Genomic DNA, 22,999 nt, shown 5'->3' with positions numbered 1-22,999 from the left:
TCCGTCGTCCCGACGCTGCCGGGCGGCAACCTGCCGGTGGCCTTCTACGGGACGCGGCTGGTGTTCGGCATGCCCCGCGAGGCGCCGCCCATGGGGGTGACCGTCTTCGACCCGGCCACCGGCAGGAGCGAGCAGGTCATGAGCCGGAGGGGCGACGTGGAGGGCGTCGGGGAGGCGCTGGGCTGACCGGCGCGTGGACCCCGCCCTCGGACCTGTGCGGTGGGTCAGTGCCCGCCGTACAGGTCGTCGATCTCCTTCTGGAAGTCGCGCAGCACCAGGTTGCGCTTGATCTTCAGGGTGGGGGTGAGGTGCCCGCTGTCCTCGGTGATGTCGGCGGCCAGGATCGCGAACTTCTTGATCTGCTCGGCCTTCGACACCGACAGGTTCGCCCGGTCGACGGCCGCCTGGATGCCGGCCAGCACCTCGGGGTCGGTGCGCAACCGCTCGGCCGTCGCCCCCGCCGGCATGGCCTCGGGGTCGAGGGTGATCAGCGCGGCCACGAACGGCCGGCCGTCTCCGACCACCATGGCCTGGGAGATCAGCGGGTGGGCGCGCAGCGCGTCCTCCAGCGGGCCCGGCGCGACGTTCTTGCCCGCCGCCGTCACCAGGATCTCCTTCTTGCGCCCCGTGATCCGCAGGTAGCCGTCGGCGTCCAGTTCGCCGATGTCGCCGGTGTGGAACCAGCCCTCGGAGTCGATCACCTCGTCCGTGGCCGCGTCGTTCTTCCAGTAGCCGCCGAAGACGTTCCTGCCCTTGGCCAGGATCTCGCCGTCGTCGCGGATGCGCAGCGTGACGCCCGGCAGCGGCTTGCCGACGGTGCCGATCTTGTTGGCGCCCGGCATGTTGACCGAGCAGGGGGCCGACGTCTCGGTCAGGCCGTAGCCCTCGAAGACCTCGATGCCCACGCCCCTGAAGAAGTGGCCGAGCCGGTCGCCGAGCGCCGATCCGCCGCACACCGCCGCGGAGAGCCTGCCGCCGGTGGCGGCGCGCAGCTTGGCGTAGACCAGCCTGTCGAACACCGCCCGCCGCAGCCGCAGCCCGAGCGACGCCCCGCCGGAGCTCTCGGCGCGGCTCCAGGCCACCGCGACGTCCACCGCGCGGGCGAAGATCGCGCCCTTGCCGCCGGTGATGGCCTTCTGCTCGGCCGAGTTGTAGACCTTCTCGAAGACACGCGGCACGCCCAGCAGGAACGTCGGCTGGAAGTCCTGCAGGTCGGGGGCGACGTTCTTCATGTTGGGGGTGTGCGCCATGACGGCGCCCGCCTCGAACAGCACCACCTGGATCATCCGCGCGAAGATGTGCGCCAGCGGCAGGAACAGCAGCGCGGCCGGGTCCTTGCGGGCGAACAGCGGCTCCAGAGGCCCGCGCAGCACGTTGAGTGCGGTGAACAGCAGGTTGTCGTGGGTGATCCGGCAGCCCTTGGGCCGGCCGGTGGTGCCCGAGGTGTAGACGACCGTGGCCAGGTCGGAGGAGGTGACCCGCTTCCTGCGCTCGTCGACGGCGGAGGCCGGGACCCCCTCGGCGTCGAGCGTGCCGTCGACCCGCCAGACCGCCTTCAGGCCGGGCGCCGCCTCCCGCACGGTCTCCTCGTGCGAGTCGAGCTCGACGAACGCCGCCTTGGCCTCGCTGTCGGCGAGGATCCACGCCACCTGATCGGCCGACGAGGTCTCGTAGACCGGCACGGTGACCGCTCCGACGGACCAGATGGCGTAGTCGACCAGGGTCCACTCGTAGCGGGTGCGCGACATCAGCGCGACCCGGTCGCCGTGCTCGACGCCCGCCGCGATCAGCCCTCTGGCCACCTCGACCACCTGGTCGCGGAACTCGGCCGCGGTGACGACGGGCCAGCCCGCGTCGGTCCTGCGGCGCATGACCACGGCGCCCGGCCGCTCCTCGGCCCGCGCGAAGACGGTGTCGGCCAGGCCGGCCGAGGCGGGCACGTCGACCAGGACGGGGACGCTGTACTCGCGCACGGATCAACTCCTCTTCGTGACGACCTGGCCTGGACGTTACCGCGCCAAGTTACGCGCTGGTAGCTCCGTCATAGAGGCGTTATGTCACGCTAGCAGCCAGGGCTCTTAGGATTCCCCCATGAGGGTCCATGTGGTGAGCGACGTCCACGGCAGGGCCGACGCGCTGGCCAGAGCGGGCGACGGCGCCGACGCGCTCATCTGCCTCGGCGACCTGATCCTCTTCGTCGACTACGACGACCACGCGCAGGGCATCTTCGCCGACCTGTTCGGGGCGGAGAACGCGTCCGCGTTCATCGCCCTGCGCACGGCCAGACGGTTCGACGAGGCCAGGGCCATGTCGGCGCGGTTGTGGGCCACGCTCGGCGGCGACCCGCGCGAGCACATCGAACGCAACGTGCGCGCCCAGTACGAGATCCTCTTCGCCGCCATGCCCGCCCCCGCCTACCTCACCTACGGCAACGTCGACATCCCCGCCCTGTGGGCGGACTACCTCAGGCCGGGGCTCGAGGTGCTCGACGGGCAGGTCACGGAGATCGGCGGCCTGCGGTTCGGGTTCGTGGGCGGCGGACTCAGGACCCCCTACCGCACCCCGTACGAGATCGGCGACGAGGAGTACGCGGCCAAGGTCGAGGCGGTCGGCGAGGTCGACGTGCTGTGCTGCCACATCCCGCCGGCCCTGCCCGAGCTGCTCTATGACGTGGTGGCCAGAAGGTTCGAGCGCGGCAGCGAGGCCACGCTGGAGGCGATCAGGCGCACCCAGCCGCGTTACGCCCTGTTCGGGCACGTGCACAACCCCCTTCACCGCCGCACCCGCGTCGGGCGCACCGAGTGCGTGAACGTCGGCCACTTCCGGGGAAGGGGCGTCCCGTACGTCCTCGAGTGGTGAGCGTGGGGCCGCGCCGTCCGGTCCGTCCCGAGCGGCGTGTTGTGCACTACGGTGGTCGCATGGCTGATCGCACCACTTCGAGCACCACCATCGGCGCCGGTCGCGCCGATGTCATGGCGGTCATCGCGGACTTCCCCGCCTACCCGGAATGGGCGGGGCAGGTCAAGAGCGCGGAGGTCCTCTCCACCGGTCCCGACGGCAGGCCGCAGCAGGTGCGATTCGCCCTCGACGCCGGCCCCATCAGCGACACCTACACCCTCGGCTACGCCTGGCAAGACGACGACGGCGTGAGCTGGCAGGTGGTCGAGCCGGGCAAGATGGTCTCCGAGCTCCGGGGGAGTTACCGGCTCGCCGACGCGGGCAGTGGCACCGAGGTGACGTACGAGCTGACGGTCGATCTCAGCGTGCCCATGATCGGCTTGATCAAGCGCAAGGCGGAGAAGGTGATCGTGGACACCGCGCTCAAGGGTCTCAAGAAGCGCGTCGAGGGCCGTTGAGTTGAGCCCGCGGGTTCTGCTCTTCACCGGCAAGGGCGGCGTCGGCAAGACCACGGCCGCCGCCGCGACCGCCACGCTCGCCGCCGCTCGCGGCCTCAAGACGCTGATCGTCTCCACCGACACCGCCCACTCGCTGGCCGACGCGCTCGACGCCGAGCCGGGCGAGATCGCGCCAGGGTTGCACCTGCACCAGGTCGACACCCAGAAGACGCTGGAGCGCCACTGGGGCGAGCTGCGCGAATACGCCAGGGGAGTGCTGGTGGAGCTGGGCCTCGACGAGGTCACCTCCGAGGAGATCACCGTCCTGCCCGGCGCTGAGGAGATCATCGCGCTGCTGGAGCTGCGCGAGCACGCCCGCGAGGGCCGCTGGGACGTGATCGTGGTCGACTGCGCGCCGACCGCGGAGACGCTGCGGCTGCTGGCCCTGCCCGAGGCGCTCGACTGGCACGTCAGCAGGCTGATGCCGGTGGGCCGCAAGCTCGTGCGGCTGGTCTCGCCGTTCGTGCGCAGCGTGGCCCACGTCAGCGCGCCGGGCGAAGAGGTCATGAGCGCGATGGAGCGGTTCCACCGCGGTCTGATGGAGGTGCGCGAGCTCCTCACCGGCGACCACGCCTCCGTGCGGCTCGTGCTCACGCCGGAGGCCGTGGTGCTCGCCGAGGCCAGGCGCACCATGACCTCGCTCAACCTGTACGGCTACCGCGTCGACGCCGTCGTGGCCAACCGCGTCTTCCCCGCGGGCGACGCCGACGAGTGGCGGGCGCGGTGGGTGGAGGCGCAGTCCAGGCTGCTGGCCGAGGCGGAGGAGTCGTTCGCGCCGCTGCCCGTCCACGTCGTCCCCTACCTGCCCGCCGAGCCCGTCGGCCGGAAGGCCCTGGCCGAGCTCGGCGCGTCGATGTACGGCGAGTCCGACCCGTTCGCCCCCCACGCGATCGAGCCTCCGCTGCGGATGAGCGCCGACGAGCTGGCCCTCGCCCTGCCCGGGGCCGACCGCGACGACATCGACCTGGCACGCAAGGGCGACGAGCTGATCGTCACCGCCGGCCCTTACCGCAGGATCCTGGCGCTGCCCGCCGCGCTGGCCCGTCGTAAGATCAGCGCAGCCGCGCTCCGCGACGGCGTGCTCAGCGTGCGGTTCGGCGATCCCGCGTGACGACGATTTCTGCATTACCGTTCAGGTCGGGGAGCGAATCCGCAACCTGACGAGTTGAGGAGGATGAGCGACCCCATACGCAGGGAGGGCCAGATGACCGAGAGCAACGACAGAGATCCGATCGGGACCGTCGCCGACGAGGCGCGCAAGCTGTTCGAGTCGATCCAGGGGCGGGCCACCCGCCAGGTGGGCAAGTCCGTGTTCAACTCGTTCTCCGGCGGCGGTCGCAGGGAACGCGACGTGTGGGAAGAGGCGGTGGCCGAGCCACACGACGAGTACATCTGCCGTGCCTGCCCGGTCTGCCGGGCGATCGCCGCGCAGCGCGAGTCCGGCTCCGACGTGACCGGGCACCTGGTGGCCGCCGGCGGTGAGCTGTTCGCCGCCGTCCGCGGCGCGCTCGACGTCCTCAGCAAGCCGCCCGCCCCCCGCAGGCAGCGCGACGATCGGGATCGCCGCGACAATGTGGAACACATAGATCTGGGATAGGGAGACACGGGGCAATGCTCACGATCGGTGTCGACATCGGCGGAACCAAGGTGGCCGCCGGTGTGGTCGACGATGACGGCGAGATCGTCGAACACACGCTCAGGCCCACCGCCGCCGACCGCCCGGAGGTGGTGGCCGAGACGGTGGCCGACGTCGTTCGCGAGCTGGCGAAGGGCAGGCAGGTCGAGGCGGTCGGGGTCGGCGCGGCCGGGTTCGTCGACGAGACCAGGTCGATGGTGCGCTTCGCCCCCAACCTCGCCTGGCGAGAGGAGCCGCTGCAGAAGAAGATCAGCGGCCTCGTCGGCCTGCCGGTGGTGATCGAGAACGACGCCAACGCCATGGCCTGGGGCGAGACCAGGTTCGGCGCGGGGCGGGGGCAGTCCCACGTGGTCTGCATCACGCTCGGCACGGGCATCGGCGGCGGCCTGGTCTTCGACGGCGCACTCTACCGCGGGCGCTGGGGCATGGGCGCCGAGCTGGGCCACATGCAGGTGCTGCCCGGCGGGCGGCCGTGCGGCTGCGGCAACATCGGCTGCTGGGAGCAGTACGCCAGCGGTCAGGCCCTCGTCAAGGAGGCCAGGCAGATCGCCGAGGCGGAGCCCGAGCGGGCCGGGATCCTGCTGGGCATGGCCGGCGGCAAGATCGAGGGCGAGGAGGTCACCGAGGCCGCGCGGCAGGGCGACGAAGCCTCGCTGGCCGCGTTCCGCAACCTCGCCGACTGGCTGGGCCAGGGCATGGCCGATCTGGCCGCGGTGCTCGACCCCGGCTGCTTCATCGTGGGCGGCGGCGTGTCCCGCGCAGCCGACCTGTTCATCGACCGGGCACGCGAGACCTTCGCCGAGCGGCTCACCGGGCACGGGCACCGGCCGCTGGCCGAGGTCAAGTTGGCCGAGCTGGGCGCCGCCGCCGGCGTGGTGGGCGCCGCCGACCTGGCCAGGCGCCGCTAGCCACCCTTACGTGACGATCCGCGTAGCGACCTACAACCTGCACGGGTTGCGCGACGACGTTCCCGCGCTGACCAGGGTCATCACCGCCATGCGCGCCGACGTGCTGTGCGTGCAGGAGGCGCCCAGGTTCATACGCTGGCGGGCCAGGCGCCGGGCCCTGGCCGCGGCGGCCGGGTTGCGGCCGGCCACCCCGGGCAGGCTCGGCGGCGTCGCCGTGCTCACCGGGCCGCGCGTCAGCGTGCTGCACGCCGAGAGCCACGCGCTGCGGGCCTTCTTCGGGCTGGAGCGGCGCGGGCTGGCGATCGCCGTGGTGGAGGCGGAGGGGACGCGGCTGGCCGTCGGCTCGCTCCACCTCGACCTCAACGACCCGGCCAGGGTGCACCACGCGGCGGAGGCCGTGGCGCTGGTGGAACGCGCGGCCACCCGGCTGGACGCGACGGTGGTGCTCGGCGGCGACATCAACGAGCAGGACCACCAGCCCGCGTGGCGTTACCTCGCCGGGCGGCTGGCCGACTGCTACGCGGTGGCGCCCAAGGGCGACGGCCTGACCTTCCCCGCGCGGCGGCCGTCCGCGCGCATCGACGGGGTGTTCGCCGCGCACGACGCGCGTGTCGTGTCGTGCGGGGGAGCGGACGCCCCGATGGCCGATCTGGACGCTGCTTCCGACCATCTACCGGTCATCGCAGAGTTGCGAGTTGGGCTGTAACGGGCAAGAGGGGCTCGCGAGCCCGTAGCATTCAATCATGACCCGTCGCTCTCAGCGGCGTGCGCTCTCTCTGATCTTGGCGACGTCCGTGGCCTTGACACAGGCCTCGCTCGCCGCGCATGCCGATCCCCCTCCTGCCACGATCGAGGCGTGGCAGCAGTCGACCAGCGTGCGCCTCCAGGCTGACGGCTCGCTCTCCGACGTGCTCGCGGTCTCGGCCGACGACGTGTGGGCCGTGGGCCAGCAGGAGATCTGGGACGTCTGGAAAAACCGCGGCACCATCCGCCACTGGAACGGCAAGGGCTGGGCGGAGGTGCCCGTGCGCGACGCCACGGCCGCCGGAAACCTGCGCGGCCTGGCCGCCGCGTCGGCGTCCGACGTGTGGGCGGTCGGCGACGGCCACGACGGGCTGCCCTATCTCGCGCACGGCGACGCGACGGGGTTCGACCGGGTCAGGCCGCAGGGCCTGCGGGCGGGCGACTGGCTCGGCGGCATCGACGCCAAGTCCGGGCGGATCGTCGCGGTCGGCAGCCGCGAGAAGAACGGGCTCATCCTCACCGGCCACGGAGCCTCCTGGACGGTCCACGAGACCAAGGAGAAGGGCGCCCTCTACGCGGTGGCGGACGGGTTCGCCGTCGGCGACACCGGCACCGCGCCGCTGATCGTGCACCACTCCGGCAGCTCGTGGAAGTCCATGCCGGTGCCCTCGATCCCCGGCGGCTACCTGCGTGACGTGCACGTCGACAGCTCCAAGCGGGCGGTGGCCGTCGGCGGCGTCTACCACGGCCCCGGCGACATCACCCCGCTCGTGCTGACCTGGAACGGCAAGCGCTGGCGTGAGCAGCGGCTGCCCCGCTCCGAGGCCCGGCTCTACGGCGTGACGGGCGACGGCAAGGGCCGCTACTGGATGGCCGGCTACGACCCGTCGCGGGCGGGGGAGCCGTTCATGATGCGCTGCGAGAAGGGCGACTGCGAGATTATCCGGGGCCGCGCCAAGCACGGCAGGAGCAGCGTGCGCCTGCAGGCGGTGGCCTACCTCGCGGGCAAGGGTGCGGTCTGGGCGGTCGGCCACGCGGTCGACACGGCCGACCGCTACACCGACGTGGTGGAGGCGTTCGCGCCGAAGACCACGACGTCGAAGTCGTGAGGCGGGGCCTTCACAACACGGCGCCGTCGTCCCAGCCCGAGTCGTTGGACGGCGGGCCGTCGCCCATGCGCACCACCAGCGCCACGAACCCGCCGATGAACGCCGCCACCGCCGTGAACAGCGCCCACCCCTCCATGTGCCAGTTGGCCATCGCTGCGACCAGGAGGTAGGCGGGGCCGCCGAACAGCGCCACCCACGCCAGCTTGGTCGGCAGGTCGAGTTTGGGCAGGGGAGGCGGCGGAGGCGGCACGAAGTGACCCTCGTCCTGGTCGTCGCCGTCGTCACGCGGATCCCTGTCGCCTTCGGGCTCGTCCGGCCCGTCGGGCTCGGCCGCGGGCTCCTCCGAGGGCTTGACCACCCTGCGGGTGGGTTCGGCGGGGACGTTTTCGCTGTCCGGCCATGGCTGGTCGGCCGAGTCGCGCTCGGCGGTGTCGTTGAAGGACGCGACGATCTGCCGCCAGACCTCGTCCTCGTCACTCTGGGGCGTCACCTAGATGGGCCTCTCCACAGCGATCGCGACTTCCCCCTGGGTGCGATCAGTCCCTCTGCAAGGGTACCGAGGCATGTGTCCGGATGAAGCCGAGGCTCCCGGCAAAGATCCTGTCGGCATCGTTGTCCAGCGTCGCAACATGGTAGCTATCGGTAAGCTCCTCGATCGTGGCCTGCGGCACCTTCTCACGGATGATCGCCACACTCGCCGGCTTCACCACGTGGTCCTCGGCGCTGCGGAAGACCAAAAGCGGTTGTGTCACCTTCGCCAGGTCGGCCTGCACCAGCGACCACAACTCCGGCAGCGAGGCGGCTGCCTTCACCGGGGTGCGGGCGTAGGCCAGCTCGGTCACGCCGGGCTTCTTGACGTCACCGGCGACGCCGGGCACCGACGGCACGAACCATTTCAGCAGCGGGGCCAGCCTCATCAGCGGCACGTCGTTCGCGATCGACGGATTGACCACGATCACGCCCCTGATCGCCGGGCCGTGCACCTCGGCCAGCCGCAGCGCCAGGCAGCCCCCGAGCGACAGCCCCGCCACGAACACCTCCGTGCAGCGGCCCTGAAGGATCTCGAACGCCTTCTCCACCTCGGCGTACCAGTCCTCCCAGCGGGTGCGGTTCATCTCCTGCCACCGGGTGCCGTGTCCGGGCTGGCGGGGCAGCGAGACGCTCACCCCGTGCCCGGCCAGGAACTCGCCCCACGGCCGAAGCGACTGGGGCGTGCTGGTGAACCCATGGCACAGCAGCACCCCGACCTGTCCTGCTTCGTGGTGGTAGGACTCCGCGCCTGGCATGAGCGGCATAACAGCTCCTCCGTGCTGTTCATTCCGGCAATTTCATCCCGGAACGGCCCGATCGTCGCACGTTCTAGGGTGTTTGTGCGAGAGGTGGTGTAGGAGCATCCCCCGCGGGATGGGAAGATGACTCTGGTCACCGACAATGCGCTGAGGAAGAGGTGCCGGGGTGTTCTACTGGGTGGTCAAGGCCATCTTGGGGCCGTTCCTCCACCTTGTCTTCAGGCCATGGACCGAAGGCGCGGAAAACGTGCCCAGGCAGGGGCCGGCGATCCTGGCCGGCAACCACCTGTCGTTCGCCGACCATTTCTTCGGGCCGCTGCAGATCCGCCGCAAGGTCATCTCCCTGGGCAAGGCCGACTATTTCACCGGGCGCGGCGTGAAGGGCTTTTTCACCCGCCTGTTCTTCAGCGGCGTCGGCACCGTGCCGATCGACCGCTCGGGAGGCAAGGCCAGCGAGGCCGCGCTGCGCACCGGGCTGCGCATCCTGCGCGAGGGTCACATTCTGGGCATCTATCCCGAGGGCACCCGCTCGCCCGACGGCCGCCTCTACAAAGGCAAGACCGGCGTCGCCCGGCTCGCGCTGGAGTCCAGGGTGCCGGTCATCCCGTGGGCCATGGTCAACACGTACGAGATGATGCCGCCCGGACGACCGCTGCCCAAGCTCGGCATCCGGCCGGGCGTCAGGTTCGGCAAGCCGCTCGACTTCTCCCGCTATTACGGGATGGAGGATGATCGGCTGGTGTTGCGCGCGGTGACCGACGAGATCATGTACGCGCTGATGGAGTTGTCCGGGCAAGAATACGTCGACAAGTACGCCGCCAGCGCCCGGGTCGAGATGGAGCGGGCCGCGCGCGCCGCCGCGGGGAAGAGTTAGACCGGCGGCGCTGGTGGCTCACCGTGATGGCGTGATAACTTGGAGTCATCAGCGACGGTGGTGCTCTCGCGCGACCGTCCTCCGCTCATGGGCCGGCGCGTGCCTCCGGGCATGCCGAAGCCACGTCACGTCTCAGTGGGACGACCGTAAGGCACGTTCCGTCTTCCGCATGGCGGTCGTCATCGTATGCAGCTCTTCACGGCTGAGCCGGTCGATCAGATAGGCGCGCACCACCTCCACGTGGCCGGGCGCCACCCGTTCCAGGCAGCGCATGCCCGCGTCGGTGAGCACGGCCAGCACCCCGCGCTCGTCCGAGGGGCAGTGCGCCCGCTCCACCAGGCCCGCCTTCTCCAGCTGCGTGATCTGATACGTCAGCGCGCTCTTCGACGCGACGACGTCTCTGGCCAGCTCCGTCATGCGCATCCGGCGATCGGGGGCGGCGGAGAGCCGCACGAGGATCTCGTACTGCGGGTGCGTCAGCCCCGCCGCGGCCTTGAGCTGCTCCTCGATGCGGCGCTCCAGCAGGTGAAAGGTGGACACGAAGGCGTGCCACGCCGCCATCTCCGTCGCGTCCAGCCATCGGGGGTCCATCACCGCCTCAGTGTAGGCGCAGGCCACGCCGCCCCTGAGAACAGGTCGTTGACTCGGCGGCTGACTTGTTGTTCGGATTTGAACATCACGGCTAGAGTTGTCGTTCAAATCTGAACGACAATCAAGGGAGGTCGCATGATCGATCAGGCGCGCCCCATCGTCCTGCTGCTCTCGAGGATCGCCGTCGGCGTGATCTTCATCGTCCACGGCTACCAGAAGTTCGCGACCATGGGCATCGCGGGCACCACCAAGTTCTTCGAGTCCGTCGGCATTCCGCTGGCCGGCGTGGCCGCGCCCGCGGTGGCCACGCTGGAGGTCGTGGGCGGGCTCGCGCTCATCGCCGGCGCCGCGCTGCCGATCGTGGGCACGCTGCTGGCGCTCAACATGGTGGGCGCGATCGTCTTCGTGCACGGCGCGAACGGCTTCGGCGCCGGCGAGGGCGGCTACGAGTTCGTCCTGGCGCTGGCCGCGGCCAGCCTGGCCATCGGCTTCAGCGGCGGCGGCGCGTTCGCGCTCGACCGCGTGCTGGGCCGCCGCAGCGGCGCCGCGACGGTGACCGCCTAGCGCCACGGGCGATGCTCAGGACAGGTGCGCGCGGATCTGCCGGACGTGCTCGGGAGTCGTCCGGCAGCAACCGCCGATCAGCGACGCACCCGCCCGCTGCCACTCCTTGGCGGCCTGGCCGTACTCGACCGGGTCGGCCAGGCCCACCCAGCGGCGACCGGCCGGATCCCACGACTCGCCCGAGTTGGGGTAGACCACCACGGGCAGCGCGCCCGACAGGCACGAGATCAGCCCGGGGATGTGGCGCGGCGCGGTGCAGTTGGCGCCGACGGCCACCACCTGCGCATGCCCGGCGAACAACGCGGCGGCCTCCCGGATCGGTGTCCCGTCATTGAGGTGCTCGCTGTCCCTGCAGGAGAAGCTCACCCACGCCTTGACCTCCGGCGTGCGGCTCAGCAGCCGGGCCAGCGCCCGCGCCTCAGGACAGGACGGGATCGTCTCGCAGGCCAGCAGGTCGGCCCCCGCCCCGGCGAGGACCTCCCAGCGCGGCAGGTGCCAGGCGAACAGGCCGTCCTCGTCGAGGTCGTAGTCGCCGGTGTATTCCGCCCCGTTGGCAAGGTAGGCGCCGTAGGGGCCGACCGACGCCGCCACCAGCCCGCCCCCGGCCTCGTCGCGTGCCTGCCCCGCCAGCTCGACCGACAGCCTGAGCAGCCGCCCGGCCTCCGCCACGTCGAGCCCGCGCCGGGCGAAGCCCGGGATCGTGGCCTGGTAGCTGGCGGTCGTGGCCACGTCGGCGCCCGCCGCGAAATAGCCGGCGTGCGCCTGCCGGATCAGCTCCGGCTCCTCCAGGAGCAGCCGCGCCGACCACAACGCGTCGCGGAGATCCGCGCCGAGCCGTTCGAGCTGGGTGGACAGGCCGCCGTCCAGGACAAGTGTCGTCACCTCTTCAGGGTATGAGCAGCCGGACGGCCTCCAGGCACCGCGGACGCTCCACGCCGGGCAGGCCGGATGGGACTCAGGGCGCCGGGACCGGGACGGCGGCCAGGCGGGAGAGGGCCAGACGATCCAGCACGATCACCTCGCCGGTGGAGATCTCCACCATTCCCCGGCGCTCGAACCCGCGCAGCGCACGGTTGACGCTCACCCTGGTCGCGCCGATCTCGGCCCCCAGACCAGCCTGGCCGGCGTGCAGCGGCACCCGGCCGCCGGCGCAGCGGCGTACCAGCCAGGCCGCCACGCGCGTCGGTACGTCGCGCACCGCCGCGTCGATCAGCCGCTCGTCGAGATCCCGCACGGTCGCGGCCAGCGTGCGCAGCAGCCGCGCCGCGACCTCCGGCTCGCCGGCAACCAGCTCCAGCACGGCGGAGCGCGGCACGTACGCGACCTCCACCGCCGTCAGGGCCGTGCGCGTCGCCCGGTGCGGGCCGTCCACGAGCAGGGCCGTCTTGTCGAACGCGACCGGCGCCGCCTCCACGGCGAGGACCACCTCCCGGCCCTCCGCGCTCACCCGCCCGGCCTTGACCCGCCCGTCGAGCAGCACGATCAGCTGGTCGGCGGGATCACCCTCGGAACACAGCACCTGCCCCGCCGGATAGCGCCTGCGCCGCGCCGTCAGACCGCGCAACCGTTCCTCTCCCAGCCGGGCGAACATCGGCAGGTCGGCCAGCGTGTACGTCATGTATCCCGATATACACCATCGCCGTGCCCCACGATGCTGAGCGAGAGCACGGAGCCGGCCTAGCGTGCGGGGCATGGCGAGATACGTACTGCACCTGGCTTTCGACGGCGACCCGCGGCGGCTCGCCGCCCGGCCCGCGCACCGGGAGCACCTGCGCGGGCTCAAGGCGGAAGGGCGGCTGGTGACCGCCGGGCCGTGGGCGGACGACACCGGGGCGCTGCACGTCTACGAGGTGTCCGGGGAGGAGGAACTGCGGGAGATCCTCCGGCGGGACCCGTACACGGCGGCCGGCGGCTACGAGATCGTGTTGCTGAAGGAGTGGACGCCGATCATGTGACCGCCCCGGTGACCGGCCGGTCTAGGTGCGCTTCCAGAACGAGCCGCGACCTCCCCGAGGCTCACCTGAAGTTCCCGGCCCCGAGGAGGGGCCCGGTGCGGCGGAGTCGCCGACGAGCGCGGTGAGGACGGCGACGGCGCGGTCGTGCAGCCCCTGAGCGTCCGCGCCCGGCCGCTCCGCCGCCTCCAGCTCGCGGGCCAGCGCCGCCAGCTCCTCGTTCCCCCCGAGGTACGCGGCCAGCGCGGCCAGCCGCGAGCCCAGGTCGGCCAGGTAGAGCAGGTCGGGCCCGGGAAGCGCCGTCAGCCTGCCGAGCTCGGCCACCAGCTGCGGCCGTACCGACGCCACCGGGTCCGCGCGCCGCGGGCCGGACCTCCGGGAGCGGGCACCGCCGCGAGGCGAGCCCCGCCGCGCGGGAGCCCCCTGCACCGGAGGCAGGCCGACGGCGCCGGCATCGTCGCCCGCGAGCAACCCCTGCTCCATGCCCGGGGCGAAGCCCTGGGGGTGCCGCATGTGTACGGCGGCCGCGGGCGCGGCGGCCATCATCGTGTGCCCGAAAACGCCCATCGGCGGAGCGCTCCGCGGCATCTCCCAACCGCTGGGCGGCTCGACCGGCTGGATGACGCGGTGCTCAGGGCCGCCCTCGGCGACCCGCCTGGTGTCGATCGCCACGTACGCGGTGAAGCGGCACAACACACCGTTGTCCAGGGACGTGCGCACGATCGTGGACTCCAGGTCGTGCTCGCCCATGGCGTACCGGTCCTCCAGCTCCCGCAGGTGCGTACGCGCCCAGACGGCGCGGATGGCCGGAATGTCCACCCTCACGCCCGGGACCTGCCGCTCCCACGGCCCTTCGGCCGCCATGCCGTGCACGGTCAGCGAGGAACCCTCGCGATACCGCCCGAACACCCGCAGGGGCACGCCGGGGAAGATCGAGCCGAGATGCGTGACCGTGTCCGGCTCCAGGTCGAGGCCCTTGATCGACAGGTCGGTGACCAGAGGAGCGCCGATCCTGCGGTGGATCTGCTCCATGGCGGCGTCCAGCCGGTCCTCCGACTCGACCAGCTCGCACCTCCCCGCGCCCAGCCCGGCCAGCCGCCCGAGGAACCCGGCGTTCACGGCCCTGTCGATGCCGACGGTGTGCACGCGCATCGCCGACAGCGCGCCGCCCGCCTGCTCCAGGATCTGGTCCTCGTTGCCCACCTGGCCGTCGGTGACCAGCACCACGACGCGGTCGCGCTCGGACGCGGCCCCCAGGAGGGCGACGGCCTGGAGCAGCGGCTCCAGCAGCTCGGTGCCGCCGCGGGCGTCGACCCGCGCGAGATGCTCGACGGCGCGGTAGCGGTTGCGGTCGGACGCCTCCACCAGGCCCTCGAACGCCTGCTCCACCACGGAGTCGAAGGTCAGCACCGCGAACCTGTCCTGGGGCGTCAGCGTGTCCACGATGCGCGCGGCGGCCCGGCGCGCGCACACCATCTTCCAGCCGCCCATGCTGCCGGAGCGATCGAGCAGCAGCACCACGTCGCGGGGCGCGCGCGTGGCCTGCAGCGGCGGCGGTACGACGGTCAGCGCGAACGTGCCCCCGCCGTCCAGCTGCAACGAGGTGGACGCGTCGAACGACATGCGCAGGATGAAGTCGCGGTCGAGCCGCTCGCCAGGACGCAGGCGGACCGTGTGGCCCTCCTCCTCGACCACGTGCAGGCTGGAGGCCAGCTCGCGCAGCTCCAGGCCCGCGGCGTCCACGCGCGCGCTGAGCGAGAGCCGTACCGGGTCGGGGAAGCCCGGCAGCAGGACGGGAGGGCTGATCCTGGACGCGTCCGGGACGGCGTCGGTGTCGGGCGCGGCGCCGTCGCCGGCGGGCCGCCCGTCGACGGGGGTGCCCGGGATGTAGCGCGGTGCCACGACCAGCGGGAACCTGAACGTGGCCGCGCCGTCCTCGTACGGCAGGGGCTGGCTCATGGTCAGCCTGACCGAGACGCGCTCGCCGGGCAGGATGTTGCCCACCCTGATCGTGAAGACGTCCGGCCGGTCCTCCTCGGCGATGGCCGCCCGCCTGCCCTCGCGCAGCGCCTGGTCGTAGTCGGCCCTGGCCTGGCCGCGCTCCTTCAGCACGCCCTCGATGACCCGGTCGTCGGCCTCCATCCTGAACCCCGTCACGGCGGCACGGTCGGGCAGCGGGAAGACGTACGTCGCCTCCAACGTGACGTCGAACGGGTTCCTGAATCCCTGGGTGACCTCGACCCCGGCGATGAGCCCCGAGATGCCGGCGGCCACGTCCACGCTTTCGAGCGGCAGGTTGCCGCGTTCGGTCCGCAGGGCGCCGAACCCGGCGTCCGGCACCGGCAGGCACCGTGCGGGCTCCAGCGAAGTGATCCTCATATCAGTTGCCTCTCTTCGAGCACCGCGAGCAGCGGCCCGGCCGCCGCCAGCACCGCCTGAACGTCCTCATCGGACGGCGCCCGGCCGGCGTCCAGCACCAGCCGTACCCCGTCTGCCAACACGACTCCTGTCACCACGTCGCCCCCGCGGCGCCCGGCCGTCCCCACCCGCCGCCGCGCGCGCACGTCACCCGCGTTTCCGGACGTCCCGGCGGGGGCGGCGGTGTCACCGGCGTTTCCCGGCGTTCCGGCGGAGGGCCGGTCCGGGTCACCGGCGACGCCCGCGCCCCCAGCGCGAGGCCCGGGGCTGCCGGTCGGCGTTCCCGTATCCCGTGCGACTCCCGTACCCGGGTGCTCGGCCCAGAACCGGCCGCGTGCCCGGTCGTGCGGTGTCCCGTCGCCGTGCTCCGGCCGCTTCCCGCGCCTGCCGGTGGCGGCGCGCGGCGTACGGGGAGCCTCGGCGGCCGGGGGTGCGGGAGCGGCCGGAGGGCCGGTCCCGGCGGTGTCCCCACGCCCGGCGCTATCCCCGAGTCCGGCGCTGTCCCCGAGTCCGGCGGTGTGGCCGGGCCTCTCCACGTCCTCGAGGAGGGCGGTGTTCTCGAGCGCGGCGGTCGTCTCCAGCATCCGGTCCGTCGCGCCCGCAAGGGCGGCCTGGATCTGGGCGATCGACCGGCCCGCCGCCTGCAGCCGTTTGACGGCCACGAGTTGGAGGAGGTGGCGCCGTCCGTACCGGGCGATCCTGCCGCGCCTGGTGAGGGGCGGGTCCACGAGGCCGATGGTCGTATACCACCTGATCAGCCGCTCCCCGGGCACGTCGCGGACCCGGCCGTTGACCCGGCCGTTGTCGGGGGGCGCCACGCCGTCGCGCAGCGCTCGCGCCGCGCGGTCGGCCAGCTCGCCGATGGTCCAGGTGTCGCTCATACCTCCACAATGACACTGTCACTATTACACTGTCAACAATGGCGCATCGGAAGAACGCGGGCCTGTGAGTCGTTAAGAAAAGGGACAGTCCGACCGAATAGGGAGGAATGACGACATGGCCACGATCACCGGTCCACTCTCGGGTGATGCCAGGAACACCGTCGCGGAAGCCCTGCAGGGCGCCCTGGTCGATCTGATCGACCTTTCACTGGTCGCCAAACAGGCCCACTGGAACCTCGTCGGCGCACACTTCCGCCCGATCCACCGGCAGTTGGACAAGGTCACCGACCTGGCCAGGAAGCACATGGACCTCATCGCCGAGCGCAGCGTCGCCCTCGGGATCAACCCGGACGGCCGTTCCGCCACGATCGCCAGAAACACCAAGCTCCCTCAGCCGGATGGCGGCTGGCTGGAGGACGGCAAGGTCGTGGCGAGGATCACCGAGACGCTCGACGGCATCAGCAAGCGGATGTACGAGCGCATCCGGATCACCGACGAGCCCGACCCCGTCACCCAGGACCTGCTCATCGCCGTGGCGCAGGACATCGACAAGCAGCACTGGATGTTCCAGGCCCAGAGCTGACAAACGCCGAGGAGCCCGGGATCCGCACGCGGAGCACCCGGGCTCTTCGCTTGCAGGAGCGGCACGCGCAGTCCGCGAGACGGACTCCCGCGAGGAGGCCGGGCGCTGGCACGCGCCTCCCGTCGAAGGACTGGCGCACCGGCCCGGGTGGAAAGGTGGTGGGGGGCGGCGTCGCGGGCCGGCCGGGCCGCTGAGGTGGCGGGACGGTGATGCGGCGCGCCGGGCGGTCCGCAGTTGTGGCGGGATCGTGATGTGGCGCGTCGGCCGGGTCGAAAGCGCGGCGGGATGGTGTCGCGAGCCTGTGCCGGATGAGCGGGGCCGATGGTTTCCGCGCCTGTGGTGAGCGTGCGGAAGGCCCGGCAGGACAGGGTCTTCCGCATGATCGAGTTCCGGAGCCGCCAGGTTTGCGCAGAGTTTGATGTGACGAGTCCCTGCCATTCATGTCCGTGCGGTCGACTAGCGTGGCACCTAGAGGGAGGCCCCACGATGTCCCACAAGACTCTCCTCCGCACGGGCCCGCTCTTGCAGGGCGGCGTCAGCCCGTACGGCCCGCTCCGCCTGCCGGGCGAGCACGGCCTCGCCCTGCCCTCCGGGTTCCGTGGCAGGGAGGTGGCCCGCTCCGGGTGCAAGGTGGCCGGGCTGACCTGGCACGCGGCCCCCGACGGAGGCGCCTGCTTCCCCGACGGCGAGGGCTGGATCTACGTGTCCAACTCCGAGCTGCCGCTGCTCGGTGGAGCCGCGGCGCTGCGCTTCCGCGCCGACGGCAGCGTGGCCGACGCCTACCGCATCTTGTCGGGCACCGATCTCAACTGCGCGGGCGGCGCCACACCGTGGCACACCTGGCTGTCGTGCGAGCTCGGCCACCGCGGTCGCGTCTTCGAATGCGATCCGTACGGCTCGCGCGCCGCCCGCCCCCGCCTGGCCATGGGCCGTTTCAAGCACGAGGCCGCCGCCTGCGACCCGGAGCGGCGGGTGGTCTACATGACCGAGGACGAGCCCGACGGCTGCTTCTACCGGTTCCTGCCCGGCGACTGGGGCGACCTGACGGAGGGCACGCTGGAGGTCCTCTGCGCCTCGGGCGACTGGCGGGCGGTGCCCTCGCCGGCGGCGCTCTTCCAGGAGGCCCGCCACCAGGTCGAGGACGCCCGCCACTTCGACGGCGGTGACGGCTGCCACTATGCGGGCGGCGTATGTTATTTCACCACCAAGGGTGACTCGGGCCTGTGGGCCTACGACGCGCAGACCTCGACGCTCGACCGGTTGTGCTCGGGCGTGCGCGCCATCACGGCGGCGCCCTCGGGCGACCTCTACGTGGCCAGGGAGACCACGCAGATCGACGTCATCGCCCCCGACCGGGCGGTCACGCCGTTCCTGCGGCTGGAGGGGCACGACGGCGCCGAGCTGACAGGGCTGGCGTTCTCCCCGGACGGCGAGCGGCTCTACTTCTCGGCGCGGCGCGGCCGCGCCGAGGGCCACACGTTCGAGGTGACGGGCCGCTTCCGCGCCTGATCCTCCCGGCGCGCCGGCGCGGTGACCCCGCCGCGTCAGCTCAGATACCGCACGAGCGCGAACTCCAGCTCGGTGCCGCGCTCGGGCGACGCCGAAGTGGTCATCGGCATCACCGCCTTCACCATGGCCGGCGCCCTGCCGCCCATGAGCGGGCGCCTCGGACGGGCCGGAGTCGCTGGCCGGCCGGCCGGCGGGATCCCGGCGCTGACGTTCGCCGCCTACGCCACCGCGCGGGTGTCGTCCGTGCAGATGCTGGGCGTCGGCATGGCGGTGGCGGTGCTGGTGGGCGCGACGGTGACCAGAGCGGTGCTGGTGCCGAGCCTGATGCGCCTGGCGGGGCCGCTCAACTGGTGGCCCGCAGGTCGCACGACCACATCTGGTCGGTGACCTCGACGCCGTTCTCCGTGCCCTTCTCCTCCGACTCCAGCTCGAACCCGGCTGCCTGGTAGATGTGCCGCGCGCTCACCAGGCAGTCGCGCGTCCACAGCGTGACGCGCTTGCAGCCCTCGGCCCGCGCGTGCCGCAGGCACTCCTCCACGAGCCGCCGCCCGATGCCCATGCCGCGGGCGGACGGCTCGACCAGCAACATCCGCAGCTTGGCCGTGGTGGAGTCCTGCCGGACGAAGAACACGCACCCGGCCCGCTCCCCGCCCACCTCGGCGATCCACCCGGCGTCGCGGGAGAAGTCGAGCCCGCCGACGATCCTGGCGACCAGCTGCTCGAAGCCGATGCCCCAGCCGTACTCGGCGCTGTAGAGGGCGCCGTGACGGTGGACGACCCAGCCCAGGTCGCCGCTGCGCGGGGGCCTGATCACATACGGCTGCCGCTGCTCGGGCGGGCCGAGCAGCCTCCTGATCGTCGCCATGCCGGTGACCAGCCGCTCCTGGTCCGGCTCCGACAGCGTGGACAGCAGCCGCTCGACCTCCTCGGCCGAGCGCCTGTCGAGCCCGGAAAAGACCTCTGAGCCGGCGGGCGTGAGGCGTACGACCTGCTTGCGCGCGTCGGAGGCGGAGCGTTCGCGCGCGATCAGCCCGTCGCCCTCGAAGCGGGCCAGCATCCTGCTGAGGTAGCCCGCGTCCAGATCGAGCAGCCCGCGCAGCTCGCCGGTCTCCATCCGCTCGGCGTGCGCCAGTTCGAACAACACCCGCACCTCGCTCAGCGAGTACGGCGAGTCGAGCATCCCTGCCTGGAGTGCGCCGATCACCTTCGTATAGAACCTGTTGAAGGCTCTTATCTCAGAAACTCTTGCTTCTGGCAACGAACTCATTGCCATAGTCAACCACAGGAGGATTCCCGCTGTGAAGCACCTGTACATAGGCGGATACGGCCCGGGCATCGTGACGGTCGGCGGCGACCTGACCGACCTGACCCGGGTGGCGGCCCCGTCGTTCCTGGCCGCCCATCCCACCCTGCCGGTGCTGTACGCGGTGGGAGAGCTCGAACGCGGCTGGCTCACCGCGTACACCGTGGGGGAGGAGGGCCTCAGACCGCTCGACGAACGGCCGAGCGAGGGCGACAGCCCCTGCCACGTCGCCGTGGATCCCACGGGCACGCTCCTGGCGGCGGCCAACTACGGCGACGGCACCGCCGTGGTCTACCACCTCGACTCCAGGGGCGCGTTCGAGGGCGAGCCGATCGTGCTGCGGCACGAGGGCTCGGGCCCCGACCCGGATCGCCAGGCGGGCCCGCACGCCCATGAGACCGTCTTCCACGACGGCCTCCTGCACGTCTCCGACCTCGGCACCGACGAGATCCGCCGCTACCGCCCTGACGGCACGCCGCTGGAGCCGATCACGATGGGACCGGGCACCGGCCCGCGCCACTTCGCCTTCACGGACTCACGCCTGTACGTCGCGGGCGAGCTCGGCGGCACCGTCACCCTCGCCGAGGGCGAGCGGCGCACGACCGTGCCCGCCTCCGGGCAGGCGGGCGAGAACGCGCCCTCGCACCTGGAACTCGCCGGCGGCCTGGTCTACGTCGCCAACCGCGGCCCCAACACGATCTCGGTGTTGCGGGACGACCTGTCGGTGGTGGCCGAGGTGCCGTCGGGCGGCGACTGGCCGCGGCACTTCGCCATCGACGGCGACCGCATGTACGTGGCCAACCAGCGCTCCGGCACCGTGAACGTCTTCGCACTGAAGGACGGCATCCCCGAGCCGACCGGGCAGGCGTACGACGTGGAGAGCCCGGCCTGCGTGCTGATCACGTAAGGTGTGCGTCAGATTGGGTTGGAGGACCTGGCGTTTGGTCTAGACCACTGCCCGCGCGTACGGGCAGAATGCGGTCTGAACACGGTCTGAACATGTGATTCCGACCATGCGATTCTGGACGTGAACCCCATCGGGAGGAACCCGCCATGCGTATTGGAGTGCTCACCGGGGGCGGCGACTGCCCCGGCCTGAACGCCGTGATCCGGGCAGTGGTCCGCAAGGGGGTGAGCGTGTACGGCCACGAGTTCGTCGGCTTCCGTGACGGCTGGCGCGGCCCGCTCGAAGGCGACACGATGCCGCTCGACATCCAGGCCGTCCGCGGCATCCTGCCGCGCGGAGGGACCATTCTCGGCTCCTCGCGCACCAACCCGATCAAGATCGAGGGCGGCGTCGACCGGATCAAGGACAACCTCGCCTCGACCGGCGTCGACGCGCTGATCGCCATCGGCGGCGAGGACACCCTGGGCGTCGCCAAGCAACTCTACGACCGCGACGTCAAGGTCGTGGGCGTGCCCAAGACGATCGACAACGACCTGTCGGGCACCGACTACACCTTCGGCTTCGACACCGCCGTCAACATCGCGACGGAGGCCATCGACCGCCTGCACACCACCGCCGAGTCCCACCACAGGGCGCTCATCTGCGAGGTCATGGGCCGGCACGCCGGCTGGATCGCCCTGCACGCGGGCATGGCCGGCGGCGCGAACGTCATCCTCATCCCGGAGAAGCCGTTCGACATCGACCGGGTGTGCGAATACGTCGAGTCGCGGTTCCGCACCCGCTACTCGCCGATCATCGTCGTCGCCGAGGGCGCCCACCCCATCGAGGGCCAGATGGAGCTGCAGGCGGGCGAGCTCGACGCGTTCGGCCACGTCCGGCTGGGCGGTATCGCCGAGGTGCTGGCCAAGGAGATCGAGAAGCGCACCGGCAAGGAGGCCCGCACGACGGTGCTCGGCCACATCCAGCGCGGCGGCACCCCGACGGCCTACGACCGGGTGCTGGCCACCAGGTTCGGGCTGCAGGCCATCGACGCGGCCCACGAGGGCGACTACGGCAAGATGGTCGCGCTGCGCGGCACCGACATCGTCCGCGTCGGGCTCGACGAGGCCACGGCCGAGCTGAAGACCGTGCCCGTCTCGCGCTACGCCGAGGCGGAGGTGTTCTTCGGCTGACTGTAAGCAGGCTGCAAGCGGGCGGCCGTAGCTTCTTCATCAGCGGGGTTACCGCTACAACCCCCTAAGGGGTACGGCTTGCGCCGCGGCGAGTTGGCGGCCCACCTGTGCGACGCAGGCCGTACCCATGACATAGATCATCGGCGGGGCGTGCCGAAGAGATTCCTCTCCGGCGCGCCCTCGTCGTGCGCGCGCAGCCGCTCCCGGTACGCGGCCTCGCTGCGCAGCTCCTTCTCCGACGGCGACAGCAGGGCGGCGAGCAGCAGGCCCACGGTGATCACGCTGATGCCGACGATCAGCGGCAGCAGGAAGTCGACGGCCTGGGCGCCGGGGACGGCGCCCGACTCGTGGTGGGGCGTCACCGACATGGAGTACATCCCGGTGTAGTGCATGCCCGCGACGGCCACGCCCATGACGAGCGCCGCCGCGCCGATCTTGAGCGCTCCGCTGACCCGTACGGTGAACCACAGCGCCACCGTGGCCGCCGCGACCGCGATCAGGACCGAGATCGAGACGATCACCGGGTCATAAGAGACATGTGCTGACATGTTCATCGCGGCCATACCGAGATAGTGCATGCTCGCCACGCCTGCGCCGGTCACCAGACCGCCGCCGATCAGGGAGGCCAGGCGATCACCGCCGTACGAGGCGAGGAACAGCCCCACCCCCACGACCACGACCGCGATGAGCGCGGAGGCGACCGTGAGCGGCACGTCGTAGCGGATGGTCGTGCCGGGGACTGAGAAGCCGAGCATGGCGATGAAGTGCATCGTCCAGATGCCCGTGCCGCCGATGGCGAAGGCCGCACCCACCAGCCAGAAGGCGCCGGCGCGCCCGCCGACCACGCGGGCCCGCGAGGTCAGGAGCAGGCCCAGCATCGAACCGACGCTGGAGATGACGTAGGCGGCGACGGGCGTCACGAGCCCGGAAGAGAAATGATCGACCGGCGACATACCCACCCATCCCTCGCGTACCGATAAGGGAGTATGGGCGGGTGATCGCCGGCCGCGCAACTACCTTCTGCGCGAGCGCGACGGCTGCCTGCGCGAGGGTTGCCGGCGCGGAGCCTGGGCCTGGCCGCCGGGCGCCGGCATGGACGCAGGATCCGCCTGCGGGGCGGGCGCCTGCGGATAGGGCCCCGGGGGCATCTGCGGGTGGGGTCCC

At 71.7% G+C, this 22,999-nt stretch carries 26 protein-coding genes; 16 read left to right on the top strand and 10 right to left on the bottom strand.

The features are described 5' to 3' along the window. On the top strand, positions 1–186 hold a 186-nt coding region (locus tag E1292_RS51775; RefSeq protein WP_165974988.1), incomplete at its 5' end, for a hypothetical protein. Between the two features lie 38 nt (positions 187–224). Here the strand turns inward: E1292_RS51775 and E1292_RS39670 are convergent. Further along, positions 225–1,973: an AMP-dependent synthetase/ligase gene (locus tag E1292_RS39670; protein WP_132603747.1), complete on the bottom strand. Its 1,749-nt coding sequence runs from the start codon at positions 1,971–1,973 to the stop codon at positions 225–227. Between the two features lie 118 nt (positions 1,974–2,091). On the opposite strand from E1292_RS39670, the gene E1292_RS39665 reads away from it, so the two are divergent. The 7 genes from E1292_RS39665 to E1292_RS39635 all read left to right on the top strand — a co-directional run bounded on the left by E1292_RS39665 (position 2,092) and on the right by E1292_RS39635 (position 7,792). After that, positions 2,092–2,859, top strand: a complete 768-nt coding sequence (locus tag E1292_RS39665) for a metallophosphoesterase family protein (RefSeq protein ID WP_132603744.1) — start codon at positions 2,092–2,094, stop codon at positions 2,857–2,859. Between the two features lie 59 nt (positions 2,860–2,918). Then, positions 2,919–3,356, top strand: coding sequence for an SRPBCC family protein (locus tag E1292_RS39660; protein ID WP_132603741.1), 438 nt, complete (start codon positions 2,919–2,921; stop codon positions 3,354–3,356). 1 nt (position 3,357) lies between these two features. Then, positions 3,358–4,506: an ArsA family ATPase gene (locus tag E1292_RS39655; RefSeq protein WP_132603738.1), complete on the top strand. Its 1,149-nt coding sequence runs from the start codon at positions 3,358–3,360 to the stop codon at positions 4,504–4,506. Between the two features lie 93 nt (positions 4,507–4,599). Continuing rightward, on the top strand, positions 4,600–4,992 hold the full coding sequence (locus E1292_RS39650; RefSeq protein WP_132603735.1) for a hypothetical protein: 393 nt from the start codon (positions 4,600–4,602) through the stop codon (positions 4,990–4,992). Positions 4,993–5,006: 14 nt separating this feature from the next. Beyond that, the gene (locus tag E1292_RS39645; RefSeq protein ID WP_132603732.1) at positions 5,007–5,939 is read left to right on the top strand and encodes an ROK family glucokinase; all 933 of its coding nucleotides are present in this window, start codon (positions 5,007–5,009) and stop codon (positions 5,937–5,939) included. Positions 5,940–5,949: 10 nt separating this feature from the next. After that, the gene (locus tag E1292_RS39640) at positions 5,950–6,645 is read left to right on the top strand and encodes an endonuclease/exonuclease/phosphatase family protein (RefSeq protein ID WP_132603728.1); all 696 of its coding nucleotides are present in this window, start codon (positions 5,950–5,952) and stop codon (positions 6,643–6,645) included. A gap of 37 nt (positions 6,646–6,682) precedes the next feature. After that, positions 6,683–7,792: a hypothetical protein gene (locus tag E1292_RS39635; RefSeq protein ID WP_246090644.1), complete on the top strand. Its 1,110-nt coding sequence runs from the start codon at positions 6,683–6,685 to the stop codon at positions 7,790–7,792. Between the two features lie 10 nt (positions 7,793–7,802). Here the strand turns inward: E1292_RS39635 and E1292_RS39630 are convergent, their stop codons facing one another. Both E1292_RS39630 and E1292_RS39625 read right to left on the bottom strand, forming a co-directional pair. Further along, positions 7,803–8,282, bottom strand: a complete 480-nt coding sequence (locus E1292_RS39630) for a hypothetical protein (RefSeq protein WP_132603725.1) — start codon at positions 8,280–8,282, stop codon at positions 7,803–7,805. 46 nt (positions 8,283–8,328) lie between these two features. Further along, positions 8,329–9,087 carry an alpha/beta hydrolase gene (locus E1292_RS39625; RefSeq protein WP_132603722.1) on the bottom strand — a complete coding sequence of 253 codons (759 nt, stop codon included), beginning with the start codon at positions 9,085–9,087 and terminating at the stop codon, positions 8,329–8,331. Positions 9,088–9,247: 160 nt separating this feature from the next. Between E1292_RS39625 and E1292_RS39620 the strand changes: the two genes are divergently transcribed. Next, complete coding sequence (locus E1292_RS39620; protein WP_132603719.1) at positions 9,248–9,955, top strand: lysophospholipid acyltransferase family protein; 708 nt, start codon at positions 9,248–9,250, stop codon at positions 9,953–9,955. Between the two features lie 132 nt (positions 9,956–10,087). On the opposite strand, the gene E1292_RS39615 is transcribed toward E1292_RS39620, so the two are convergent. Beyond that, positions 10,088–10,546 carry a MarR family winged helix-turn-helix transcriptional regulator gene (locus tag E1292_RS39615; RefSeq protein ID WP_246090645.1) on the bottom strand — a complete coding sequence of 153 codons (459 nt, stop codon included), beginning with the start codon at positions 10,544–10,546 and terminating at the stop codon, positions 10,088–10,090. Between the two features lie 135 nt (positions 10,547–10,681). Here E1292_RS39615 and E1292_RS39610 point away from each other — a divergent pair, with 135 nt between their 5' ends. Then, entirely contained in the window at positions 10,682–11,110 is a 429-nt protein-coding gene (locus E1292_RS39610) for a DoxX family protein (protein ID WP_132603713.1), read from the top strand. 15 nt (positions 11,111–11,125) lie between these two features. Here E1292_RS39610 and mmuM read toward each other — a convergent pair whose 3' ends face one another. Continuing rightward, positions 11,126–11,992, bottom strand: a complete 867-nt coding sequence (mmuM, locus tag E1292_RS39605; RefSeq protein WP_132603710.1) for a homocysteine S-methyltransferase — start codon at positions 11,990–11,992, stop codon at positions 11,126–11,128. Positions 11,993–12,065: 73 nt separating this feature from the next. Next, the gene (locus E1292_RS39600) at positions 12,066–12,728 is read right to left on the bottom strand and encodes a Crp/Fnr family transcriptional regulator (protein ID WP_165974987.1); all 663 of its coding nucleotides are present in this window, start codon (positions 12,726–12,728) and stop codon (positions 12,066–12,068) included. A gap of 73 nt (positions 12,729–12,801) precedes the next feature. Between E1292_RS39600 and E1292_RS39595 the strand changes: the two genes are divergently transcribed. Next, positions 12,802–13,065: a YciI family protein gene (locus E1292_RS39595; RefSeq protein WP_132603704.1), complete on the top strand. Its 264-nt coding sequence runs from the start codon at positions 12,802–12,804 to the stop codon at positions 13,063–13,065. A gap of 21 nt (positions 13,066–13,086) precedes the next feature. Here the strand turns inward: E1292_RS39595 and E1292_RS39590 are convergent, their stop codons facing one another. Then, on the bottom strand, positions 13,087–15,441 hold the full coding sequence (locus E1292_RS39590; RefSeq protein WP_132603701.1) for a VIT domain-containing protein: 2,355 nt from the start codon (positions 15,439–15,441) through the stop codon (positions 13,087–13,089). Continuing rightward, positions 15,438–16,361 carry a helix-turn-helix domain-containing protein gene (locus E1292_RS53095; protein WP_220447289.1) on the bottom strand — a complete coding sequence of 308 codons (924 nt, stop codon included), beginning with the start codon at positions 16,359–16,361 and terminating at the stop codon, positions 15,438–15,440. Before E1292_RS53095 ends, E1292_RS39590 begins: the two co-directional genes overlap by 4 nt. Before the next feature lie 115 nt (positions 16,362–16,476). Here E1292_RS53095 and E1292_RS39580 point away from each other — a divergent pair, with 115 nt between their 5' ends. From E1292_RS39580 to E1292_RS52360, 3 genes are all read left to right on the top strand, one after another. After that, the gene (locus E1292_RS39580; protein ID WP_132603698.1) at positions 16,477–16,944 is read left to right on the top strand and encodes a Dps family protein; all 468 of its coding nucleotides are present in this window, start codon (positions 16,477–16,479) and stop codon (positions 16,942–16,944) included. Between the two features lie 486 nt (positions 16,945–17,430). Further along, positions 17,431–18,453 carry an alkaline phosphatase PhoX gene (locus tag E1292_RS39575; protein WP_132603695.1) on the top strand — a complete coding sequence of 341 codons (1,023 nt, stop codon included), beginning with the start codon at positions 17,431–17,433 and terminating at the stop codon, positions 18,451–18,453. A gap of 21 nt (positions 18,454–18,474) precedes the next feature. Continuing rightward, on the top strand, positions 18,475–18,840 hold the full coding sequence (locus tag E1292_RS52360; RefSeq protein ID WP_181958361.1) for a hypothetical protein: 366 nt from the start codon (positions 18,475–18,477) through the stop codon (positions 18,838–18,840). Here E1292_RS52360 and E1292_RS39565 read toward each other — a convergent pair. Then, complete coding sequence (locus E1292_RS39565; protein ID WP_246090643.1) at positions 18,797–19,657, bottom strand: bifunctional helix-turn-helix transcriptional regulator/GNAT family N-acetyltransferase; 861 nt, start codon at positions 19,655–19,657, stop codon at positions 18,797–18,799. The two genes, E1292_RS52360 and E1292_RS39565, sit on opposite strands and share 44 nt — an antisense overlap. A 94-nt stretch (positions 19,658–19,751) precedes the next feature. Here E1292_RS39565 and E1292_RS39560 point away from each other — a divergent pair, with 94 nt between their 5' ends. Continuing rightward, the gene (locus tag E1292_RS39560) at positions 19,752–20,663 is read left to right on the top strand and encodes a lactonase family protein (RefSeq protein WP_165974986.1); all 912 of its coding nucleotides are present in this window, start codon (positions 19,752–19,754) and stop codon (positions 20,661–20,663) included. A gap of 146 nt (positions 20,664–20,809) precedes the next feature. Then, entirely contained in the window at positions 20,810–21,835 is a 1,026-nt protein-coding gene (locus E1292_RS39555) for a 6-phosphofructokinase (protein WP_132603686.1), read from the top strand. A gap of 137 nt (positions 21,836–21,972) precedes the next feature. On the opposite strand, the gene E1292_RS39550 is transcribed toward E1292_RS39555, so the two are convergent. Continuing rightward, positions 21,973–22,788 (bottom strand): MHYT domain-containing protein, encoded by an 816-nt coding sequence (locus tag E1292_RS39550; RefSeq protein WP_132603683.1) that lies wholly within the window; start codon positions 22,786–22,788, stop codon positions 21,973–21,975. Positions 22,789–22,999 lie beyond the last annotated feature (211 nt).

The organism is Nonomuraea deserti (assembly GCF_004348685.1).
Taxonomy (GTDB): Bacteria; Actinomycetota; Actinomycetes; order Streptosporangiales; family Streptosporangiaceae; genus Nonomuraea; species Nonomuraea deserti.
The sequence above is the reverse complement of the archived record's forward strand: the minus strand, read 5'-3'. Positions and strand labels throughout refer to the sequence as shown.